The organism is Lacisediminihabitans sp. H27-G8, assembly GCF_046156175.1.
In the GTDB taxonomy this organism is placed as follows: domain Bacteria; phylum Actinomycetota; class Actinomycetes; order Actinomycetales; family Microbacteriaceae; genus Lacisediminihabitans.
Genome location: NZ_JAYLVL010000001.1, coordinates 706,270 through 726,120, shown reverse-complemented (window position 1 = coordinate 726,120; position 19,851 = coordinate 706,270). Strand labels below are relative to the sequence as shown.

Annotated in this window: 18 protein-coding genes; 8 read left to right on the top strand and 10 right to left on the bottom strand. The window is 66.5% G+C overall.

Annotated features, from left to right (window positions below; genetic code table 11):
* Positions 1-3: 3 nt before the first annotated feature.
* Positions 4-480: a Dps family protein gene (locus VLI63_RS03475; protein WP_409155520.1), complete on the bottom strand. Its 477-nt coding sequence runs from the start codon at positions 478-480 to the stop codon at positions 4-6.
* A gap of 93 nt (positions 481-573) precedes the next feature.
* Here VLI63_RS03475 and VLI63_RS03470 point away from each other — a divergent pair, with 93 nt between their 5' ends.
* Positions 574-1,770, top strand: a complete 1,197-nt coding sequence (locus VLI63_RS03470; protein WP_409155519.1) for an MFS transporter — start codon at positions 574-576, stop codon at positions 1,768-1,770.
* 34 nt (positions 1,771-1,804) lie between these two features.
* Here VLI63_RS03470 and VLI63_RS03465 read toward each other — a convergent pair whose 3' ends face one another.
* On the bottom strand, positions 1,805-2,377 hold the full coding sequence (locus VLI63_RS03465) for a YdeI/OmpD-associated family protein (RefSeq protein WP_409155518.1): 573 nt from the start codon (positions 2,375-2,377) through the stop codon (positions 1,805-1,807).
* Between the two features lie 65 nt (positions 2,378-2,442).
* On the opposite strand from VLI63_RS03465, the gene VLI63_RS03460 reads away from it, so the two are divergent.
* Positions 2,443-3,420 (top strand): aldo/keto reductase, encoded by a 978-nt coding sequence (locus tag VLI63_RS03460; RefSeq protein ID WP_409155517.1) that lies wholly within the window; start codon positions 2,443-2,445, stop codon positions 3,418-3,420.
* Positions 3,421-3,424: 4 nt separating this feature from the next.
* On the opposite strand, the gene VLI63_RS03455 is transcribed toward VLI63_RS03460, so the two are convergent.
* Together VLI63_RS03455 and VLI63_RS03450 are read right to left on the bottom strand one after the other, a co-directional pair.
* Entirely contained in the window at positions 3,425-4,006 is a 582-nt protein-coding gene (locus VLI63_RS03455) for a TIGR03086 family metal-binding protein (RefSeq protein WP_409155516.1), read from the bottom strand.
* Positions 4,007-4,057: 51 nt separating this feature from the next.
* Positions 4,058-4,897 carry a hypothetical protein gene (locus VLI63_RS03450; protein WP_409155515.1) on the bottom strand — a complete coding sequence of 280 codons (840 nt, stop codon included), beginning with the start codon at positions 4,895-4,897 and terminating at the stop codon, positions 4,058-4,060.
* 82 nt (positions 4,898-4,979) lie between these two features.
* Here VLI63_RS03450 and VLI63_RS03445 point away from each other — a divergent pair, with 82 nt between their 5' ends.
* Positions 4,980-5,492, top strand: coding sequence for a PaaI family thioesterase (locus VLI63_RS03445; RefSeq protein WP_409155514.1), 513 nt, complete (start codon positions 4,980-4,982; stop codon positions 5,490-5,492).
* Positions 5,493-5,539: 47 nt separating this feature from the next.
* The gene (locus tag VLI63_RS03440) at positions 5,540-6,478 is read left to right on the top strand and encodes a cation diffusion facilitator family transporter (protein ID WP_409155513.1); all 939 of its coding nucleotides are present in this window, start codon (positions 5,540-5,542) and stop codon (positions 6,476-6,478) included.
* 87 nt (positions 6,479-6,565) lie between these two features.
* Here VLI63_RS03440 and VLI63_RS03435 read toward each other — a convergent pair whose 3' ends face one another.
* A complete protein-coding gene (locus VLI63_RS03435) occupies positions 6,566-7,126 on the bottom strand; it encodes a YceI family protein (protein WP_409155512.1) in 561 nt (186 codons plus the stop codon).
* A 106-nt stretch (positions 7,127-7,232) separates the two neighbouring features.
* On the opposite strand from VLI63_RS03435, the gene VLI63_RS03430 reads away from it, so the two are divergent.
* The 4 genes from VLI63_RS03430 to dinB all read left to right on the top strand — a co-directional run bounded on the left by VLI63_RS03430 (position 7,233) and on the right by dinB (position 11,090).
* Positions 7,233-7,763, top strand: coding sequence for a DUF1697 domain-containing protein (locus tag VLI63_RS03430; RefSeq protein ID WP_409155511.1), 531 nt, complete (start codon positions 7,233-7,235; stop codon positions 7,761-7,763).
* Positions 7,764-8,124: 361 nt separating this feature from the next.
* Positions 8,125-8,775, top strand: coding sequence for a M23 family metallopeptidase (locus tag VLI63_RS03425; RefSeq protein ID WP_409155510.1), 651 nt, complete (start codon positions 8,125-8,127; stop codon positions 8,773-8,775).
* Positions 8,776-8,853: 78 nt separating this feature from the next.
* Positions 8,854-9,747 carry an oxygenase MpaB family protein gene (locus tag VLI63_RS03420; RefSeq protein WP_409155509.1) on the top strand — a complete coding sequence of 298 codons (894 nt, stop codon included), beginning with the start codon at positions 8,854-8,856 and terminating at the stop codon, positions 9,745-9,747.
* Positions 9,748-9,827: 80 nt separating this feature from the next.
* Entirely contained in the window at positions 9,828-11,090 is a 1,263-nt protein-coding gene (gene dinB / locus VLI63_RS03415) for a DNA polymerase IV (protein ID WP_409155508.1), read from the top strand.
* Positions 11,091-11,212: 122 nt separating this feature from the next.
* Here dinB and VLI63_RS03410 read toward each other — a convergent pair whose 3' ends face one another.
* From VLI63_RS03410 to glgX, 5 genes are all read right to left on the bottom strand, one after another.
* Positions 11,213-11,677 carry a phage tail protein gene (locus tag VLI63_RS03410; protein ID WP_409155507.1) on the bottom strand — a complete coding sequence of 155 codons (465 nt, stop codon included), beginning with the start codon at positions 11,675-11,677 and terminating at the stop codon, positions 11,213-11,215.
* Positions 11,678-12,469: 792 nt separating this feature from the next.
* Positions 12,470-13,270 (bottom strand): Ltp family lipoprotein, encoded by an 801-nt coding sequence (locus VLI63_RS03405; protein ID WP_409155506.1) that lies wholly within the window; start codon positions 13,268-13,270, stop codon positions 12,470-12,472.
* 199 nt (positions 13,271-13,469) lie between these two features.
* Positions 13,470-15,218 (bottom strand): malto-oligosyltrehalose trehalohydrolase, encoded by a 1,749-nt coding sequence (treZ, locus tag VLI63_RS03400; RefSeq protein WP_409155505.1) that lies wholly within the window; start codon positions 15,216-15,218, stop codon positions 13,470-13,472.
* Positions 15,219-15,225: 7 nt separating this feature from the next.
* Positions 15,226-17,523 carry a malto-oligosyltrehalose synthase gene (gene treY, locus VLI63_RS03395; RefSeq protein WP_409155504.1) on the bottom strand — a complete coding sequence of 766 codons (2,298 nt, stop codon included), beginning with the start codon at positions 17,521-17,523 and terminating at the stop codon, positions 15,226-15,228.
* Entirely contained in the window at positions 17,523-19,721 is a 2,199-nt protein-coding gene (gene glgX / locus VLI63_RS03390) for a glycogen debranching protein GlgX (protein ID WP_409155503.1), read from the bottom strand. Before glgX ends, treY begins: the two co-directional genes overlap by 1 nt.
* Positions 19,722-19,851 lie beyond the last annotated feature (130 nt).

Sequence of the window (19,851 nt, the reverse complement as noted above, 5' to 3'; positions counted from 1 at the left end):
GGCCTAGAGGCCGGTCTTCGCGTCGCGCTTGCGCGGCTTGAGGCTCTCGGCGCTCACCATCCAGGCGTACTGCTCCAGGGTCTCGATGACCTTGTGCAGGATGTCCGCGGTGGTGGGATCCGCTTCGTCGACCTCGTCGTGCACTCGGCGGCAGGTTTCCGCGGCGGCATCGAGACGCTCCGTGATGAGGCTGACGACCTCTGAGGTGTCGACCTGGTCCGCCGGGAACTTCGGCAGCGTCGTCGTGGCGCTCACGGTCTCGGAGCGACCGTCGGGAAGGGCGTGCAGTGCGCGCATCCGCTCGGCGATTTCATCGGAGAGACCGCGGGCCGCGTCGATGATCTCGTCGAGGATGAGATGGGTGTCGCGGAAGTTGGTGCCCACCACGTTCCAGTGGGCCTGCTTGCCCTGGATGTGGAGCTCGATGAGGTCGACGAGAACGGACTGCATGTTGTCGGAGAGTTGCTTGGTTGCCTTCATGGGCACGACGGTACACGCGGTGGGCGTGGGTTCAACCCGTTGTCGGTCGCAATACGCTGGGGTAATGCATCCGCTCGCCAGAATCCTCGCCTCGTGAGCGTCGATTCGGCACGGAGGCCCCGACTGTCGCGCGATGTGATCGTGCTCGGGGTCATCGCCTTCTTCGTGATGGTGGGCTTCGGCGTCGTGGTGCCGGTGCTGCCCGTCTACGTGCGCAGCTTCGGCGTCGGCAACGCGGAGGTGGGTGCCGTCGTCTCGGCTTTCGCGCTGATGCGTTTCGTCTCCAGCCCCTTCTGCGGTCGGTTGATCGACTGGGCGGGGGAGCGGGCGATCCTCTCGATCGGGATCGGAATCGTCGCGCTCTCGAGCGGCCTCGTCGGCCTCGCCCAGAACTATCCGCAGCTGCTGATCCTCCGGGGCATCGGCGGCATCGGTTCGGCGATGTTCACCGTGTCGGCGATGACCCTGTTGATCGGATCGACCTCCACCGCGATGCGGGCACGGTCGATCGGGTTCTACCAGGGTGGGTTCCTCATCGGCGGGATGACCGGCCCGGCCCTCGGCGGCCTGCTCGCGACGATCTCGCTCACCGCCCCGTTCTTCTTCTACGCCGGCACCCTTGCTGTCGCGGGAATCGTCGGCGTGCTGTTGCTGAAGCCCCGCACGGTCGCCGTGACCACGGACTCCGGGGCTGCCGTCAGCATCCCCTTCCGTCAGGTGTTGCGCGACCGCGGATTCCGCGCCGCCTGTATCGCGAACTTCGCCCAGGGCTGGACCTCCTTCGGCGTGCGCAATTCGCTGGTGCCCGTATTGATCGTCGAGGTGCTTCGGGGACCCAGCGCCTGGACCGGCATCGCCTTCGCCTTCTCCGCGGTCGCCCAGACCGTCGCGCTCGCGCCGGCAGCGCGGTTCATCGATGGGGTCGGCCGCAAGCCCGCGATCGTCGGATCCTTCGCGGTCGCTGCCGTGACCATCGCCGCCGTCCCCTTCGTCACGAGCTTCCTCGCCCTCACCGCCCTCCTCTGCCTCTACGGCGTGGCGGCGGCGTTCATGGGCACGGCCCCGGCCGCGGCGGTCGGGGATGCCGCCGGTGCCGCTGGAGGTCGACCGGTCGCCGTTTTCTCGATGTTCTCCGACTTCGGGGCGATCATCGGCCCGCTCGTCGCCGGCTTTCTCGCCGACACCGTTTCCTACCCAGTTGCCTTCGCTGTAGGCGCGGTCTTCTTCGCCGGAGCCTCTGCCTATGCCCTGCGGATGCCCGGCAGAACACGCACTCCCGTCACCACGTGACCCGCGTCGCCTCCGCCTTCTGCGGCTGATGCGGTCAGGGCGTCTCCCCGCGGCCGAGCATGGCGACGAAGTTCTCGATCTTCGCCGCTCGCGTGGCCGCGCGCTTGACCGCGCCGATGCGGAAGAGGATCGCGAACCGGTTCTGTGAGGAGAGCGCAGCGAACGCGGCGGCGGCCGAGGGATCCGCCGCGAGAGCCGCGCGCAGGTCTTCGGGAACTTCGGCGTCCCTCTGGCGATAGGCGGCATCCCAGCGGCCGTCCGCCCGGGCGCGCTCCACCTCGGCGAGGCCGGCCGGTCGCATGCGCCCCTCGGTCACCAGGCGGGCGATGTGATCGCGATTGATCTGCGACCACATGCTCTTGGCGCGACGGTGGGTGAAGGAGACCAGATAGAAGTCGGAGTCGAAGGCATTCGTCTGTCCGTCGATCCAGCCGTGGCAGAGGGCCACGTCCAGCGCTTCGGCATAGACGATCCCCGGCGTCGTGGACCCTTTCTTGCGCAGTTTGAGACGCACGCCCGACGACTCCGATCCCTCCGCCAGCAGCCACGCCTCCCATTCCGCGGGTGTCGCGAAATGCATGACCGGCTTCGACTCGTGGGCCACCATGCGCCCATGGTATTGCGCGGTCGACCCGTTTCGCGAGGGAGAGATCCGAGGAGCAGACTGGGACCATGGAATACACCTCTCTCGGAAACAGCGGCCTCGAGATCTCGGCCGTCACCCTCGGCTGCATGAGCTACGGCGAGCCGGATCGCGGCAATCATTCGTGGAGCCTGCCGGAGGAACAGAGCCGTCCGTTCATCCGCCGCGCTCTCGAACTGGGCATCACCACCTTCGACACCGCCAACGTGTATTCGAACGGGTCGAGCGAGGAGATCGTCGGCCGCGCCCTCCAGGACTTCGCGACTCGAGAAGAGGTCGTGATCGCCACCAAGGTGCACGGGGTGATGCGCCCCGGTCCCAATGGGGGCGGTCTGTCCCGCGGGCACATCATGGAGCAGATCGACGCGAGCCTCCGTCGCCTCGGCACGGACTATGTGGACCTCTACCAGATTCACCGCTGGGACCCCCGGGTGCCGATCGAGGAGACCATGGAGGCACTGCACGACGTCGTCACATCGGGCAAGGCCCGTTACATCGGGGCATCCTCGATGTTCGCCTGGCAGTTCGCCACCGCCCAGCACGCGGCGGACCTGAACGGCTGGACCCGCTTCGTATCGATGCAGGACCACTACAACCTCATCAATCGCGAAGAGGAGCGGGAGATGCATCCCTACTGCCTCGACCAGGGCGTCGGAGTGCTGCCGTGGAGCCCGCTCGCCCGAGGCAAGCTCACCCGAGACTGGGATGCCTCCTCCTCACGCTCGGAGACCGACGAGTTCGGTAAGACGCTCTACTCCCAGTTCGAGGACTCCGACCGTCGGGTCGCGGATGCCGTGGCATCCGTCGCGGAGGCTCGCGGGGTGCCGCGCGCGCAGGTAGCGCTCGCGTGGGTGGCCCAGCAGCCGGCGGTATCCGCGCCGATCGTAGGGGCGACGAAGCTCTCGCATCTCGATGACGCGGTCGCCGCGGTCGAGCTCGATCTCACGGATGCCGAGCTCGCGTCGCTGACCGAGCACTACATCCCGCATTCCGTCGCGGGGTTCTAGTCCCTCAGCGGGCGTCGCGTCCGGTGAGGGCGAGCAGGCGAACCTGCAGGGAGGCATCGGCGGGCAGTGGCACCGGTGCGGCGAACAGGCCGCTCGCCGAGAGGGTGTCGCGCTGCGGTTCGAAGACCGTCCAGACTGCGGCGACGAGATCGTCGTCGAGGGTCTCGTCGGCGCCGACCGCCCGTGCGAGGTCCCAGGAGTGGATGGTGACATCGCTCACCTGCTCTCGCAGGTACTCGTGGGCCGCGACAGTGTCGAAGGAGAGGCTCACCGGCGCGTCCGGTGCTGCGGCGTCCCAGGCCGAGGTGGCTGCGAGCGAGTACAGCCGCCACTCCGCACGAAGATCGTCACCGAGAGGCTGGATGCGACGCTGCGCCTCCGCGACGGAACTGCCGGCGAGCAGATGCGGCACCCACTGCTGCTCCTCAACCACGTGGCTGACCAGGTCGCGCACGCTCCAGTCGGTGTCGGGAGTGGGAGCATCCCAATCCGTCACCTGGCCGAGACGCACGCCGAATTCGCGGTGAGCCTGTTTCTGCAGGGAGAGCCAGTCGTAGGTCGGGGCTGTCGATTCGCTCGGTTCCATGCTGGTGTCAACGCAGCGGAGGCGAATCAATTCCCCGAGAGCGGCGCAACACTAGGTGCCGTCCCCGACAGCGAAGGTGCGGCTATTGGACGACATGCTCAGCGATCCGTCGTTCGCCCAGTAGTACTCGTAGTAGACCGGTTCTGCGACGCCCTCGTCATCGGGGGCCGGCACCGTCTCGGCAGTGCTCAGCCGCAGGCGGAGGCCCTCGGCGGAGAAGCGCGATTCTGAGACGCAGGTCAGGCTGTTCGTGTGGTCAGGGAGCACCACCGCGAGGCAGACCAAGCCGGAGACGGTGCGCGCGACATAGGTGAGGGCGTCCTGGGAAGTGGACCCGAAGTTGCCGAAGGATCGGATCGTGGATGGTGCGATACCGGAGCCGAGCAGGACGGCCGGTACATCGTCCGGGGTTTGCACGCTGTCCAGCACCTCGAGGCCGGGCGAGCGGCTGGGGGCCGCGCTGGCGCTCGGCGCGACAGGCGCCGGCTGGCTCTCCGGCGGCTGCACGCGCCCGAGGGTGAATCCTCCTGCGGCCAGCAGAAGCCCGACGACGGAGGCCGCAGCGATGAGCCCGATCGGCCGCGACCGCCGCGTGAAGGGCTCCGCTCTCTCGTGCGTTGGCATCTCGGAGCGAGGTTCTTCTTCCCGAGCGTCAGTGGTGACCACAGCGGCGACGCGGGGGTCGGGGATGTCGTTCGGCTGGGTCAGTTTCCGCAGCTGGCGTTCGGCATTCCGGAGTTCGAGTTCATTGGCGCGCAGGCGCAGGGATGCTCCGGAGTCCGGGTCGATGGCGTCCACCAGGGGAGACTCCGCACCCTCGCGAGAGTAGACCTCGCGCCGGAGAAGTGCGATCCGCGCTCGCAGCGGAGCGGCATCCGTATCGTCGTCCATGAGCGATAGTCCTCATCGGTGGTGCAGGGTGAATACAACCGTACGCCCCGCCGTAGGCTGGAAAACGGAAAGGCCCCACTCGATGAGCACAGATTCCGGCAGCATCCCTATCGATCGATCGCGGACGGTGACGTGGGAGGATCCGCTGGTCGGGGCCGCTCTCGCCAAGACGATGTCCGGCCTCGAATACATGCAGGGTCTGCTCGACGGCAGTATCCCCGAGCCGCCGATCGTGAACCTCATGAAGATGAGGCCGGTCGGGGTCGAGGTGGGCAAGGTCACCTTCACCTGCGACCCCGACGAATCGCATTACAACCCCATCGGCACGGTTCACGGCGGACTGGTCTGCACCCTGCTCGACTCGGTGCTCGGATGCGCCGTTCAGACGACGTTGCCGAAGGGCCAGGCCTACACCTCGCTCGAAATCAAGATCAGCTACCTTCGTCCGGTCACCGCGGACACCGGCCAGCTCACCGCTGTCGGCATCGTCACGAAGCCGGGAAGCCGGGCCGCCTTCGCCGATGGCACGGTTCACGACTCGAACGGCAAGCTCATCGCCACCGCGAGCAGCACCCTTCTGGTGTTCCCCGTCTGAACGGGGTCGTGACCGCCCTGACAGCCGTGACTTCTTAGACTGGCAGTGTGAGCGACGCGCACGGGCACAGCCACTCGCACGGCCTGGATCCCCAGGCCGGCCGAGCGAATCGCGCGCGCCTGCTGATCACCATCGGCATCGTCGCCGTCGTCCTCGTGGCGGAGGTGATCGGCGGCATCCTCTCCGGCTCGCTCGCCCTGTTCGCCGACGCCGGTCACATGCTCTCCGACCTCACCGGGCTGCTCGTCGCGCTGGTCGCCCTGACCATGGCGGCTCGACCGGCCACGGATGCGCGCACCTTCGGTCACCGGCGCGCCGAGGTGTTCGGGGCACTGGCCAACGGGCTCATCCTGCTGGTGGTCGTGGGATTCGTGGTCGTTGAGGCGGTGACGCGGCTTGTCGAGCCGACGGTTGCGGCCGTGCAGGCTCCCCTGATGCTGGGGGTGGCCGTGCTCGGGGCGATTGCGAACACCGCCGGGCTTCTCGTGCTGCGCGGCGGAGCGAAGGATTCGATCAACATGCGCGGCGCCTATCTCGAGGTGCTCGGCGACCTGATCGGCTCCGTCGCCGTGATCCTGGCTGCCATCGTCATCCTGCTCACCGGGTTCGAGCGAGCCGATGCGATTGCCTCCCTCGCCATCGCCGCGCTGATCGTGCCACGGGCGCTCGGCCTGCTTCGGGACGTGATCCGCGTGCTCAGCCAGGGCACCCCCCGCGGAACGGATGTCGCGCTCATCCGCGAACACGTGCTGTCGAAGCCGGGCGTGGTGTCGGTGCACGATGTGCATGTCTGGTCGATCACGCCCGGGGCCAACGTGTTCTCCGCGCATGTCGTGGTTGATCGGGTGGTCTTCAGCGAGAACCGCACCGACCAGCTCCTCGACGCCCTCACCGAATGCCTCGCCGATCATTTCGACGTTGCACACTCCACCTTCCAGCTGGAACCCGAGGAGCACGCCGACCACGAGGTGGACCAGCACCGCTGAACTCGACTGAGCGACCCGGCCCGGTGCGCGACCGCGAACGCGAAGAAGGGCCCCCGCGACGCGGGGGCCCTTCTGAGGGAATGGGGACTACGCGGCCTGCAGGACGAACTGCAGCTCCAAGTTGATGCTGACGTCGTCGCCGAGGGTGAATCCGCCGGCCTCGAGGGCAGCGTTCCAGCTCACGCCGAAGTCGTGGCGGTTGATCTTGGTCGACGCGGCGAAGCCGGCCTTGGTCTGGCCGTAGCCGTCGGTGACGATTCCGCCGAATTCACCCGTGAGGGTGACGGGCTTGGTGACGCCACGGAGGGTGAGGTCGCCGGCGACGGTGATGTCGTCCCCGTCGAGAACGACGCTCGTGGAGACGAAGGTCATGTTCGGGAACTCGTCGGCCTTGAAGAAGTCGTTGGTGCGGAGGTGGTTGTCGCGGTCCTTCTGGTTCGTGTTGACAGAGGCGACCTCGATGCTGGCCTCTACCGTCGAATTCGCCGGGTCCTCGGCGGTGACGATGGTTGCGGTGAAGCGCTCGAAGGAGCCGCGCACCTTGCTGATGGCGAGGTGCTTCACCGAGAAGGTGACCTCGGAGTGGGTGGGGTCGAGCACCCAGGTGCCGGCGACGTAGGAGGGATGAGTGTCAGTGATGGTTGTCATAGTTCTATGCAAGTGCATGCACCTGTGTGTTATTCCCGAATTGTGTGTCAATTCACAGCAGTTCACGGACTGTTCCTTCGCCCGCCGTCTTCGTTAGCCTCGAACCATGCCCCGAAGCGTCGCACTCCTCCGCGGAATCAACGTCGGCCGGGCGAAGGCGATTCCGATGGCGCAACTCGCGTCGGTGTTCGACGCCCTCGGATTCTCGGATGTCCACACCGTACTGCGCAGCGGAAACGTGGTGTTCGGCTCGTCCGAGCCCCCGACCGAGGATGTTGCCGCCCGTATCGAGGCCGCTGTGCTCGCATCGACCGGGGTGCAATCGAGCGTGCTGATCCTTGGATCCGCGGCGTTCTGCGACGTTCTCGATGCCAATCCGCTTCTCGACATCGCGACCGACGGCTCCAAGAGTTTCGTCACCTTCGTCACTTCGATACCGCCTTCGCTGTCCCTCCCGGATGCCGCCTCCCTCGCCCCCGAAGTGCTCGCCGTCGGCCCCGCAGCGGTGTACCAGTGGATGCCAGAGGGGAGCCTCCAAACCCGGGTGCCCCGGTCGTTCTGGAAGCAGTTCGACGCACCCGTCACGGCCCGTAACTGGAACACGGTCCTCAAACTTCGGGCCATCCTCCACAGCTGATCGCTCTACGCGCGACGCGCGCCTGACCCCTCCTTCACAGGGAACGTGGAGTTTCGTACCGAACAGTTGAACGCGGTATCGACGAGTAGTGCGGTCCGACGGTGAGAGCATTCCACCTGTTATGGATCCCGTCGAAAGCCCGTTTCCCACCCGTTTCGGGAAGCAACCACCGCCACGCGACGCCTCGTGTGTCGCCGCCCGTTGCCGCGCTGTCACCCTAGCGATTGCGCTGCTGCGGACAATCGGAGATCCTCATTTGCTGAAAAAACCCCTCGCCGCTTCTGCGCGCGCCCCCATCCGTACAGTCCAGGCGGTTCCCGCCGAACACAGTCCAGAACTCCCAGCCCTCAACGGGCGGTCCGTGCGCAACCTCCGTCATGTTCGTGCCGTGAAGGCGGTGCGCGGGGGAGTGGCCACGGCCGCGGCATCCTTCGCGGTGGTAGTCGCCCTCGGGTTCGGTGTGCCGGCCTACGCCGCGGCGACCGCGGCTCCGCCGGTGCGAACGCTTCCCCTGCAGAGCCTCACCGTCGCCGCGGCGACCCCGCCGGTCGCCGTGGTGCGGGATGCCTACGGGGTCACCGTTCCGCCCCCTCTGCAGTGGCCTGTCGATCCGTCGAGCCCGATCAGTGACGGCTTCGGTCCGCGGGTGTCGCCGTGCGCGGGCTGCTCTTCCCAACACGAAGGGGCGGACTACGACGCCGGCAACGGCGCGCCCGTACATGCGATTGCGGCCGGAACCGTGGTCGAGACCAACAATCCGGGATGGGCTGCCCTCGGCATCCACGTGGCCATCCAGCATGTGATCGACGGCCAGACGATTACGAGCGCCTACGGTCACATGCAGGTGGGATCGATGCCTCTTCACGTGGGCGATACGGTCTTCGCGGGTGAGCTCATCGGGCGCGTCGGCAGCACCGGCGCAAGCACCGGAGCGCACCTGCACTTCGAGATCCGGGCCGGCGGCACGACGCCGGTCGATCCGGTGGCCTGGATGCACGCAAGGCTGGGCTAGTTCCGAGCGATCGGCGCGTTCGCACAATTAGTCAGCTAGCTGAACGTCACTCCCAGACTCCTTGGATAGCGTGCTGGGGTGACTTCTCTCACCGCCCCGTTCCGGTCTCGACTGCTTTCGGCATTCACCGGCGACTCGAGCGGACGACCGGACTGGGTCAGCCAGATCGAGGAGGGCGATGATGCCGGATTCTTCGGTGTCGGGTCCGCTGCGTGGGCGGTTCACGGCGGCATGGCGACACTCGTCGCCGGCATCCGCGCCCTGCTGATGCAGACCCTCCACCCCGGAGCGATGGCGGGCGTTCACGACTGGTCGAGGTACAAGGAAGATCCGCTCGGACGGCTCTCCGGAACCATCCAGTGGCTCATCGGCGTCACCTTCTCCGACACGACGATGGCGGTCCGAGAGTCCAACCGGGTGGGACGCTTCCACGACCGGGTGGTCGGCACCTACCTCGATGCCCAAGGCGCGGAGCGCCAGTACGCCGCGGGCGACCCGGAGCTGTTGTCCTGGGTGCACGTCGTCTTCACCGACGCATTCCTCGGGAGCCATCTCGTCTGGGGTTCGGCGATTCCGGGAGGGCCCGACCAGTACGTGAGCGAATGGACGAAGGCGGGCGAGCTCGTCGGCGTCGTCGACCCTCCCGCGTCGCAGGCCGAACTCCACTCGCAGCTCGAGGCCTTCCGTACTGCCGGCATCCTCAAAAGCGACGATCGGGTCGCCGAGGCCGTGCGGTTCATCCGCAAGCCGGGGCTGCCCCCCGGAATGCTGCCGTTCTACAACATCCTCTTCGCCGGAGCGGTGGCCTCCATCCCGCTCGAATACCGGCGGATGCTCGGCCTCCGCCGCGCGTGGTGGCCGGCGATCACGGCCACGCGCCTGATCCTGGTGCTCGTCGGCTCGTTGCTCGGCCGGAGTTCCACGAGCGAGGACGCCGCCCGCCGTCGACTCGCCCGGCTCGGGTTGCTCTGAACACTGTTGCGCTGACCACTGCCGCTGTCGCCGGCCGAGGGTAGATTCGGTCGTGCCATGAGACAGAGCAGACCGAACCGATGAGCAAGCAGGACGGCCGCGACCGACAGGTCAGTGCGAGTTCGGTCGACAGCAGCACCGCGACGATCCTCCACGTCGACCTCGATGCCTTCTTCGCCTCCGTGGAGCTGCTCGACCGCCCGGAACTCGCGCACCTGCCCGTGATCGTCGCCGGGAAGTCGATGCGCTCGGTCGTGACGGCGGCCAACTATCCGGCGCGCAAGTACGGGGTGCGCTCGGCGATCCCGCTCTCGCAGGCTCTGCGGCTCTGCCCCAAAGCGATCGTTCTCGAGCCGCACTTCGAAAAGTACCGGCACTATTCGCAGCTCGTGATGGAGATCTTCGATGATGTGACTCCCCTGGTCGAGCGGCTCGGCATCGACGAGGCATTCCTCGACGTCTCCGGGGCGGGACTGATCGGGAACCCCGCGGAGGTCGCGGCCGTGATCCGCCGGCGGGTCCACGAGGAGACCGGGCTCACCTGTTCGGTGGGGGCGGCATCCACCAAATTCGTTGCGAAGCTGGCGTCGGGGCGTGCGAAGCCCGACGGCGTGCTCGTCGTGCCCGCGCACCAGACGCTGTCGTTCCTCCACCCGCTGCCCGTCGGTGCGCTCTGGGGGGTTGGAGCGGTCACCGAGGAGGCTCTCACCCGGCGCGGCCTGCGCACGATCGGCGATATCGCGCGCTCCCCACTCGCCGCTCTCCAGCGCGCGGTCGGGGATGCCTCCGGTCTCAAGCTGCACGATCTCGCCAACGGGCGCGACCCCCGCTCGGTGACCACGGCATCCGTGGAGAAGAGCGTCGGCCACGAGGTGACCTTCGAACAGGACACCGTCGATGCCGACGAGCTCCGCAGGGAGCTCCTGCGCCAGGCGAACGCCGTCGCGGTGCGGATGCGCACGGCCGGCTGGGTGGGGCGCACCGTCGTGCTCAAGTTGCGGTACGACGACTTCACCACGATCACCCGCTCGCGCACCCTCGCGGAGTCGACGGATGTCGGCCGCCGCATCTACGAGGAGGTCCGGTCGATCTACGAGGCCCTCGGCCGCCACAACCCCGTGCGTCTGATCGGGGTGCGCATGGAACAGCTGACGGAGGGTGACGGGCAGCAGATCGGTCTCTGGGACGAAGACGAGGATTGGCGCGAGGCCGAGGACACCATCGATGCGATCACGGCGCGATTCGGTCGCGGGATGCTGCGCCCTGCCTCCCTGCTGAAGGCAAAGGCCCCACGGGGCGACGCCCAGAACGCGCACCGCATCGACTACGAGCCGCCCCGCTGAGCCTGAGCCACAGAGAGCGGGCGTCCCAACGCTCGGTGCACGATGACGGGTCCTGGGGTCGAAATCCGCTCCAACCGCACATCGTCAGTGCTCAGTTCTCGCCCGCCCCGGCTTCGCCGGTGTCAATATCGGTTCTTGATCACGAAGTAGGAGCCGCGGATCACACCCGCGAGTTTCGACTTCTGTCGAGCGAACTTGAATCGCGTGCCGAGTTCTTCGGGAACTTCCATCCCCTCCGAGAGTTTGAATCCGACCGCCCGCTTCCCTCCCTCATCCAGCGCGTACATCACATTGATCAACAGGCCGGATTCATAGAAGACATAGACCATGCGGTAGCCGCCGACCTCGAAAGAGGTCGCTTCCAGCGGGGGCGAGGAGATGACGATGTCGCGTTCTTCGGCGAGGATGCGAGTCGCCCACTCGAGGGCTTCGGTCTCCTCCGCCGCCGGGCCGACGCTGAAGACATGATCGTATTTGTTCCTGTAGTAGCGAGCCTCATTGGCCCGCAGGCCCGCCAGCGCTGACGCGACCGGACTCGACTCCAGCCCGGACGTCGATACCTTCTCGAAATCAACGCGGTGACGCATGCGATCTCCCTCTTCGATCATGCGATTGTATTCCGCTGGTGGCGCTGGGCGCCCGGTCCGGTGGTGCGGCACTCGAGCTGCGCGCAGTTGGCCGGTCTCTTCGCTGTCGGCCGTCGCGAGAGGATGGGGCGGCCCGTGCCCATCGAAGACGCGGTCACCGTGTCATCCGTCGCGATCGAGGGACGCGTTGCCGAGCCGACGGTTGGGTCATGGAGATCGAAGAATTCGAGTTCGGTGCCGCCGTCCGCCGGATCGCACGAGTCGCCGGACGCCGAGCGCCGTTCGTACCGCTCCCGGACTGGGCGGTTAGAGTCCTCGCCCGGCCGAACATGAGGACTCTGTTGCGATGCTCGAGTGCCGATGCTCGCCGAAGGAATCAGCCAGGCTGCGCCTCCCACGACGTGTCCTGGTGAAGTCCTCCTGTCCCATCCGATTCCTCGACGACGACCGGATCCGTGCCGTACTGCCCGACGGTCGGTTCCACCTCAGCGACCTCCGGATCATGAGACAGCTGTCACGGCAGCGTCGAGCAGTTCGCGTAGCTGCCTCTCGGTGTGTGCCGAGTCAAGACATCGTCGGCACTCGGCTGAGGAGGGTGGCTTTGAATCGCTCCGGGGTGGTAGAAGGACAGGTCCATCTCCGTGAGCCATTGATGGATGGCCGGAAAGCCTGGGCCTGGCATCCTTGTTGGGCTTCCCGGTCAGAGCGGATGCCGTCACACATTCGGTCGGGTCGCGACCTAAACCACGAAAGCCCCGCTAGCAGGCGAGGCTTTCGTATCCAGACAGCGGGTCAGCCGTTCAGGTTGGCGATCGCGTAATCGGCCTCGGCAGCGGTGAATTTTTCCCCATACGGGCTAACGAGCTGCTCACGGATCGCCGCTGGAGACATCGACATGGTTTGTTGGTACGACTTGGCCTTCTCGAGAGCGTTCGCTCCGTAGTCCGCTTGAAGTGTGTCTACCGCGTACTGAGCAGCTTCTGGAGTGAACTGCTCTCCGTATTCGGACGTCAGCTGGTCATAGATTCCGACCTTGCTCATGTGCATCAGCTTCGAATAGCTTGCAGCCTTCGTCAACGCAGAGCGGTACTCGACTGGGACAGCTGCGGCGGGCGGCGGGGTGGGTGCAGCCTGTGTCTCCACCGGATCTGGAGTCGCTATCGGATCTGCAGAAGCTGTCGGCTCAGGTTCCGCGGCTGCTGACTGGGCCGTCGCGGGCCGGGTGTCCGAGGCGTTGTTCACCACGGCTCCGAGTCCGATGGTGGCACCGACGGACACTATCAGGGCAACACTGCCGAGCACTATGCCGGTGACTGCCATTCCCTTTGACTGCTGCTTACGGATGGCCAAGAACCCGAAGACGATCGCCGTGATCCCCACGAGCGCGCCGAACACAGGAATCAGCCCAAAAAGGAACGCTCCGATGCCCACCAGCAATGCGGCAAGCGCGAGCCCCATCGGCTTGCTAGCGACCGAGGGTTGAGGCGGAAGTGTCGCGGTAGCGCCTTGCGCAGCAGACACGTGCGTCGGTGACGGCGGAACTACAGGGCTGGGCTCTTGTGACGGGGTTACAGGCTGTTCGGGTGTGGTCATGAATTCACTATGTCAGATACGGAGGATATTTCGATTTCCCCAGTACGGGGGCAATGGACAGCCTCACCGCGTGTCCCGCTGAGAGGTCAGGTGAAAAAGTTCCCGCTAGATCAGGGGGGGTGCGCCGCGCGACGTGTCCGCCGTTGCTCGAGGGCGCAGCGCTATGCGATGCAGCATCCGCCCTGTGTCCAGCGTGAGCTCAGCGGGCGAGTATCGCGGCCGATCGCGCCCCGAGCAGGATTTCAGCGGAGGACGCCGCAACCGTGTTCGTGGTCGCCAGCAGCACCGAACCGCCGTAGGGCAGCGCCACCGGGAAGTCGGCGAAGTTCACGACGATGCTCGTGCCCGTGCCATCCGTATCGGTGCGGTGCAGGGCGAACCACTTCGCCTCGTCGTCGAATTCGGCAGAGAGTCGCGACATCCGCGGATCGGTGAGGTCCGGGCGGTCGCGGCGCAGGGCCGCGAGCGAGCGATACAGCTGCAGAAGGCGGGCGTGGTCGCCATCGGCCGGTTCGTCCCAGTCGAGCTTCGATCGCCGGAAGGTCTCGACATCCTGCGGGTCCGGCACGACAGTGGGATCCCACCCCATCTTCGCGAACTCCGCGATGCGCCCCTCGGCAGTGGCCTTTCCGAGCTCGGGCTCGGGATGTGCCGTGAAGAACTGCCACGGAGTGCTCGCGCCCCACTCCTCGCCCATGAAGAGCATCGGGGTGAACGGGCCGGCGAGCGTGAGGACTGCCGCGATGGCCAGCTGGTCCGCATCGAGTTGGGCCGACAAGCGGTCACCGACGGCGCGGTTGCCGATCTGGTCGTGATTCTGGTTGGCGACGACGAGCCGCCAGGCCGGCATGTACTCGGTGTCGATCGGATGACCGTGATCTCGCTCGCGGAACGACGAGTAGGTGCCGTCGTGGAAGAAGCCGTGGGTCATCACCTTGGCCAGGGAGTCCAGCCGGGCGAAATCGGCGTAGTACCCGGTGGTCTCCCCGGTGAGGGCCACGTGGACCGCGTGGTGGAAGTCGTCGCTCCACTGGGCTTGCAGGCCGTAACCGCCGCCCCCACCCTCGCGGGGGGTGATCAGCTTCGGATCGTTGAGGTCGGACTCGGCGATGAGGCTGAGAGGCCGACCGAGGAAGGCGGAAAGGGCGTCGGTACGCTCGGACAGCTCCTGCAGGAGGTGCTTCGGTGACTCGTCGACCAGGGCGTGCACGGCATCCAGTCGCAGGCCGTCCACGTGGAAGTCGCGGAACCAGCCCAGCGCGTTGTCGACGATGTACGACCGCACGGCCGGCTCATCGAGGTTGATCGAATCGCCCCAGGTGTTCGACGAACCGGTGCGAAGATATGGGCCGAACCGTGGGAGGTAGTTGCCGCTCGGACCGAGGTGGTTGTAGACGACGTCCTGGATCACACCGAGACCGCGCGCGTGCGCGGCATCCACGAACCGCTCGTAGGCGGCAGGCCCACCATAGGTCTCGTCGACGGTGTACCAGAGCACCCCGTCGTAGCCCCAGTTGTGGTCGCCGTTGAAGCCGTTCACCGGCAGCAGTTCCACGAAGTCGACCCCGATGGAGACGAGGTGATCGAGCTTGTCGATCGCGGAGTCGAGGGTCCCCTGCGGGGTGAAGGTGCCGAGGTGTAACTCGTAGATCACACCGCCGGCCAACTGCCGGCCGGTCCAGGAGGTGTCGGTCCACTCGAAATCAGTGGTGAAGGTGCGCGAGAGGCCGTGGACGGATTCGGGCTGGCGCCGGCTGCGCGGATCGGGCAGCGGCGTCTCTTCTCCGTCCACCAGATAGCCGTAGTCGGTGCCCGACACTCCCTCTGGCGCGGTCCACCAGCCTCCGGTGGTCGCCGTCATCTCGTGGCGCTCCCCGTCGAGCAGCAGGGTGAGGCTCGAGGCCGCGGGAGCCCAGATGTCGAATTTCATCGCTTCAGTGGTCATCATCGTCCGCCTACTCGCTTGGGACCAGCAGTGCTACAGGGTACCGCTCGAGCACCTCGGAGAGCAGCAGGGTTCCGCCCTCGAATTGCCGGCCGGTGAAGACATCGGTGACGGGACGCCCCGCGACGATCACCGAGGTGTCGCCCCAACCGCCCTCGCGGTCGAGCCCGATCGGCAGACGGGTCGCGATGGTGAGCGCTTCGCCCCGGTCGAAGGCGACGACATGCTTCGCTGCGGACCCGTAGGCCTCGATCGCGGCGTAGCGGGTGAAGAATTCCGGATGATCGCGCCGCAGCCGCAGGGAGCGAGAGGTCACCAGCAGCTTCGCGGCTCCCGACTCGTCGATCGGTGGGTGTGCTCCGGCGTCGATGGCGGCAAGGTAGAGCCGCCGTTCGTCGAAGTCGACCGGGCGCCGGTTGTCGGGGTCGACGAGGGAGGTCTCCCAGAGTTCACTGCCCTGGTACACATCGGGCACGCCGGGCGCCGTGAGCTGGATCACCTTGGCCGACAGCGAATTCGACCAGCCCGGCTGGCGCACGGTGTCGAGCACGCCGTCGAGGATGCCGATGACGTGCTCGTCATCGAAGGCGGAGTCGATGAGCCGGTGCATCCGTGCCTCGAATTCCTCTCTCGGCGCGGTCCACTTCGTGGAGTTGCCGGCCTCGCGGGCCGCCTTCTCGGCATAGGCGTGAAGCCGCTCCCGACTGGCGGGCCAGGCACCGACGATCGCCTCCCAGAGGAGGGATTCGAGGGGACCGTCCCCGAGCGGAACCGCGACACGCAACTGGGCGAGGGCCGCCTCCCAGTCCGCGGGGATCTCGGCCAGCACGCTGATGCGCGCCCGTACGTCTTCCCCCCGCTTGGTGTCATGCGTGGAGAGGGTGGTGAGGGAGGCCGGGAAGCTCGCCTGCCTCAACTGGTGGCGGCGGTGGAACTCGTCGATGCCGATCGAGAATTCGGATGGGTCTGCACCCACTTCGGTGAGTGATCCGAGCCGGGTGTAGCGATAGAACGCGGTGTCTTCCACGCCCTTCGCCATCACCATCCCCGAGGTCTGCTGGAAGCGGACGGCGGCCGGATGCGCCGGATCGCTGAGGGTCGGCAGCAGGGCATCGATGCGCTCTGAGAGTTCCGGCCGGTACTCCTTCGCCAGCCTCACCGCCTCGTGCAGGTGCTCGATTCCGAGCGGGAGGTAGGAACGGTAGACCGGGAAGCAGGCGAGGAGTTCGGCGAGGGCATCCGCCGTCTGCTCGTTGGCACCATCGGCACCGAGGTCGCGTTCGATGCGCAGCACCTCCGAACGCAGGATGCCGTCGGCGATCGCGCGCTTGGTGCTGTGGATGAGGCGGGTCCAGGACACTGGTTCGGTCGAGTCACGCAGGGTGGAGTCGAGCGCGTCGAGAGCCTTGCGGCCCGCGGGATCGACGAGCACCCGGTCGACATCCGCGAGGGCGTCATAGCCTGTCGTTCCGGAGGCCGCCCAGGAGGTCGGCAGTTGTTCGTCGCCCTCGAGGATCTTCTCCACGAGCACATACGCACCGTCGGTGGCCGCGGCGAGCGCATCCAGATACCCGGCCGGGTCCGCGAGGCCGTCGGGATGGTCTACCCGCAGTCCGTCGGCGAGGCCCTCGGTGATCCAGCGGATGATCTCCACGTGCGACTCGTCGAACACCCACGGTGTCTCCACGCGGATGCCGGCGAGGGTGTTCACGGCAAAGAAGCGGCGGTAGTTGAGTTCGGCATCCGCCCGGCGCCAGTTCATCAGCTCGTAGTTCTGGCGGGAGTGGATCTCCGCCGGCGACGCTCCGTCATCGGCGGTGCCGGGAGCCAACGGGAAGCGATTGTCGTAGTAGGCGAGTTCGCCGTCGATGATCTGGAACTCCGGATCGGCTTCGTCTCCGAGAACCGGTATGCGCACCTTGCCGCCACCGAACACCCAGTCAACGTCGAAAGCCTCCGCATAGCGGGACTGGCGCCCGTTGGTCAGCAGATCCCACCACCAGACGCTCTGCTTCGGTGTGGCGACGCCCACATGGTTCGGAACGATGTCGATGAGCACGCCGAGGCCGAGCGCCCGCGCGGCCGCTGAGGCGGCATCCAGACCGTCCCGGCCGCCACGCGACGGGTCGACGAGGGAGTGGTCGACCACGTCGTAACCGTGGTCGGAGCCCTCCTCCGCCTTCAGGAGAGGGGAGAGGTAGAGCCAGTCCGCACCGAGATCGTGAACATAGCCGGCGATGGCCGCCGCAGCGTTCAGGTCGAAGGACTCGCGAATCTGCAGTCGGTAGGTGGAGGCCGGTATGCGCATCAGTGGGACTCCGGGATCCGCGGTGCGGCCGCCTGGGTTCCCGCCTGGGCGCTCAGCGAGGCCGCGACCGAGTGATCGATCTCCACCTCCGGGGCAACCCACGCCCGCAGCACGACGAGGGACTTCGCCACGACGGGCAGCACGTCCTTCGCCTTGCGCGGCTGGGTGTCGGCGAGTTCGCCGGAACTGTCGATCACGATCTCCCACGAGCCGGAGAATTCCTCGGAGGGCAGCGTGAAGTCCACCGATTCGTCACCCGCGTTGAAGAAGATGGCGAAGTTGAGGTCGGTGATGCGCTGTCCACGCAGGTCGCGCCCCTGGATTCCGTTTCCGTTGAGGAACACACCGATGGCGCGGCCGAATCCGGAGTCCCAGTTCTCTGGCTCCATCTCCTCGCCCCCGGGGGTGAGCCAGACGATGTCCGCGAGCGGTTCGCCCGCCCCGCGCTTGACCGGTCGCCCGTCGAAGAAGCTCTTGCGCCGGAAGGTGGGGTGGTCCTTGCGCAGCCGGGTGACAGCCGCCACGAATTCGGTGAGCGGGGCATCCGCCGCATCCCAATGCACCCAGGAGATCTCGGAGTCCTGGGCATAGGTGTTGTTGTTGCCCTGCTGGGTGCGGCCCAGTTCGTCGCCGTGCAGGAGCATCGGAACGCCTTGCGACAGCAGCAGCGTCGCGAGGAAGTTGCGCTGCTGGCGGGCGCGCAGGCCGAGCACCTTCGGGTCATCCGTCGGGCCCTCCACGCCGGAGTTCCAGGAACGGTTCTCCGACTCCCCGTCGTTGTTCTCTTCACCGTTCGCGTCGTTGTGCTTCTCGTTGTACGACACGAGGTCGGCGAGAGTGAAGCCGTCGTGCGCGGTGACGAAGTTGATGGATGCCACGGGGCGACGTCCATCGCCCTCATACAGGTCGGCGGAGCCGGTGAGCCGCGATGCGAACTCGCCGAGCGTTGAGGGCTCGCCGCGCCAGAAGTCGCGAACGGTGTCGCGGTACTTTCCGTTCCACTCCGTCCACTGCGGGGGGAAGTTGCCCACCTGGTAGCCGCCGGGGCCCACGTCCCACGGCTCGGCGATGAGCTTCACCTGCGAGACGATCGGGTCTTGCTGCACCAGCTCGAAGAAGGTGGAGAGCTTGTCGACGTCGTAGAACTCGCGGGCGAGTGTGGAGGCGAGGTCGAAGCGGAATCCATCGACATGCATCTCGGTCACCCAGTAACGCAGGCTGTCCATGATGAGCTGCAGGGAGTGCGGGTGACGCACGTTGAAGGAATTGCCGGTGCCGGTGTAGTCCATGTAGAACTGCTGGTCGTCTTCGACGAGGCGGTAGTAGGCCTCGTTGTCGATGCCCTTGAACGAGATCGTCGGGCCGAGGTGGTTGCCCTCCGCCGTGTGGTTGTAGACCACGTCGAGCACGACCTCGATGCCGGCGTCGTGCATGGAGCGCACCATGCTCTTGAATTCCTGCACCTGCTGGCCGCGATCCCCGGTCGAGGAATAGCTGTTCTGCGGAGCGAAGAACCCGATGGTGTTGTACCCCCAGTAGTTGCGCAGGCCCTTGTCGAGCAGGGTCGAATCCTGCACGAACTGGTGCACGGGCATGAGCTCGAGAGTCGTGATGCCGAGCTTCTGCAGGTGCTCGATCACGGCGGGGTGGGAGAGCCCGGAATACGTGCCGCGCTGTTCCGCCGGAACGTCGGGGTGGAGCTCGGTGAGGCCCTTGACGTGGGCCTCGTAGATGACCGTGTCGTTGTAGGGGATGCGCGGATGACGATCGCCCGCCCAGTCGAAGAAGGGGTTGATGACGATGCCCATCATCGTGTGGCTGGCCGAATCCTCGTCATTGCGAGAGAGCGGGTCACCGAAGTTGTAGGCGAACAGCGACTGGTCCCAGTCGAAGTCACCGCAGGTCGCTTTGGCGTAGGGGTCGAGGAGCAGCTTGTTGGGGTTGCAACGCTTGCCGGACTCCGGGTCGTATTCACCGTAGACGCGATAGCCGTAGCGCTGGCCCGGCTGCACCTGCGGCAGGTAGGCGTGCCAGACGTAGGCGTCGATCTCGAAGAGTTCGACACGGGTCTCGACACCGTCGTCGTCGAACAGGCAGAGTTCGATTCTTTCGGCCACTTCGCTGAAGAGGGCGAAGTTGGTGCCGCTGCCGTCAAAGGTAGCGCCGAGGGGATAGGCAGATCCGGGCCAGGTTTCCATGGGTTTTTCTCAATTCGATCAGGCTCGTTCAGCGGGGGCTTTCACCGTATCCTGCGGGCGCGGCGAAGGTCGAACCCTTGGGGAGCCTTGACAAGTCGGGCCGAGAGTGGATGGGGATGCCGCGGGCGCG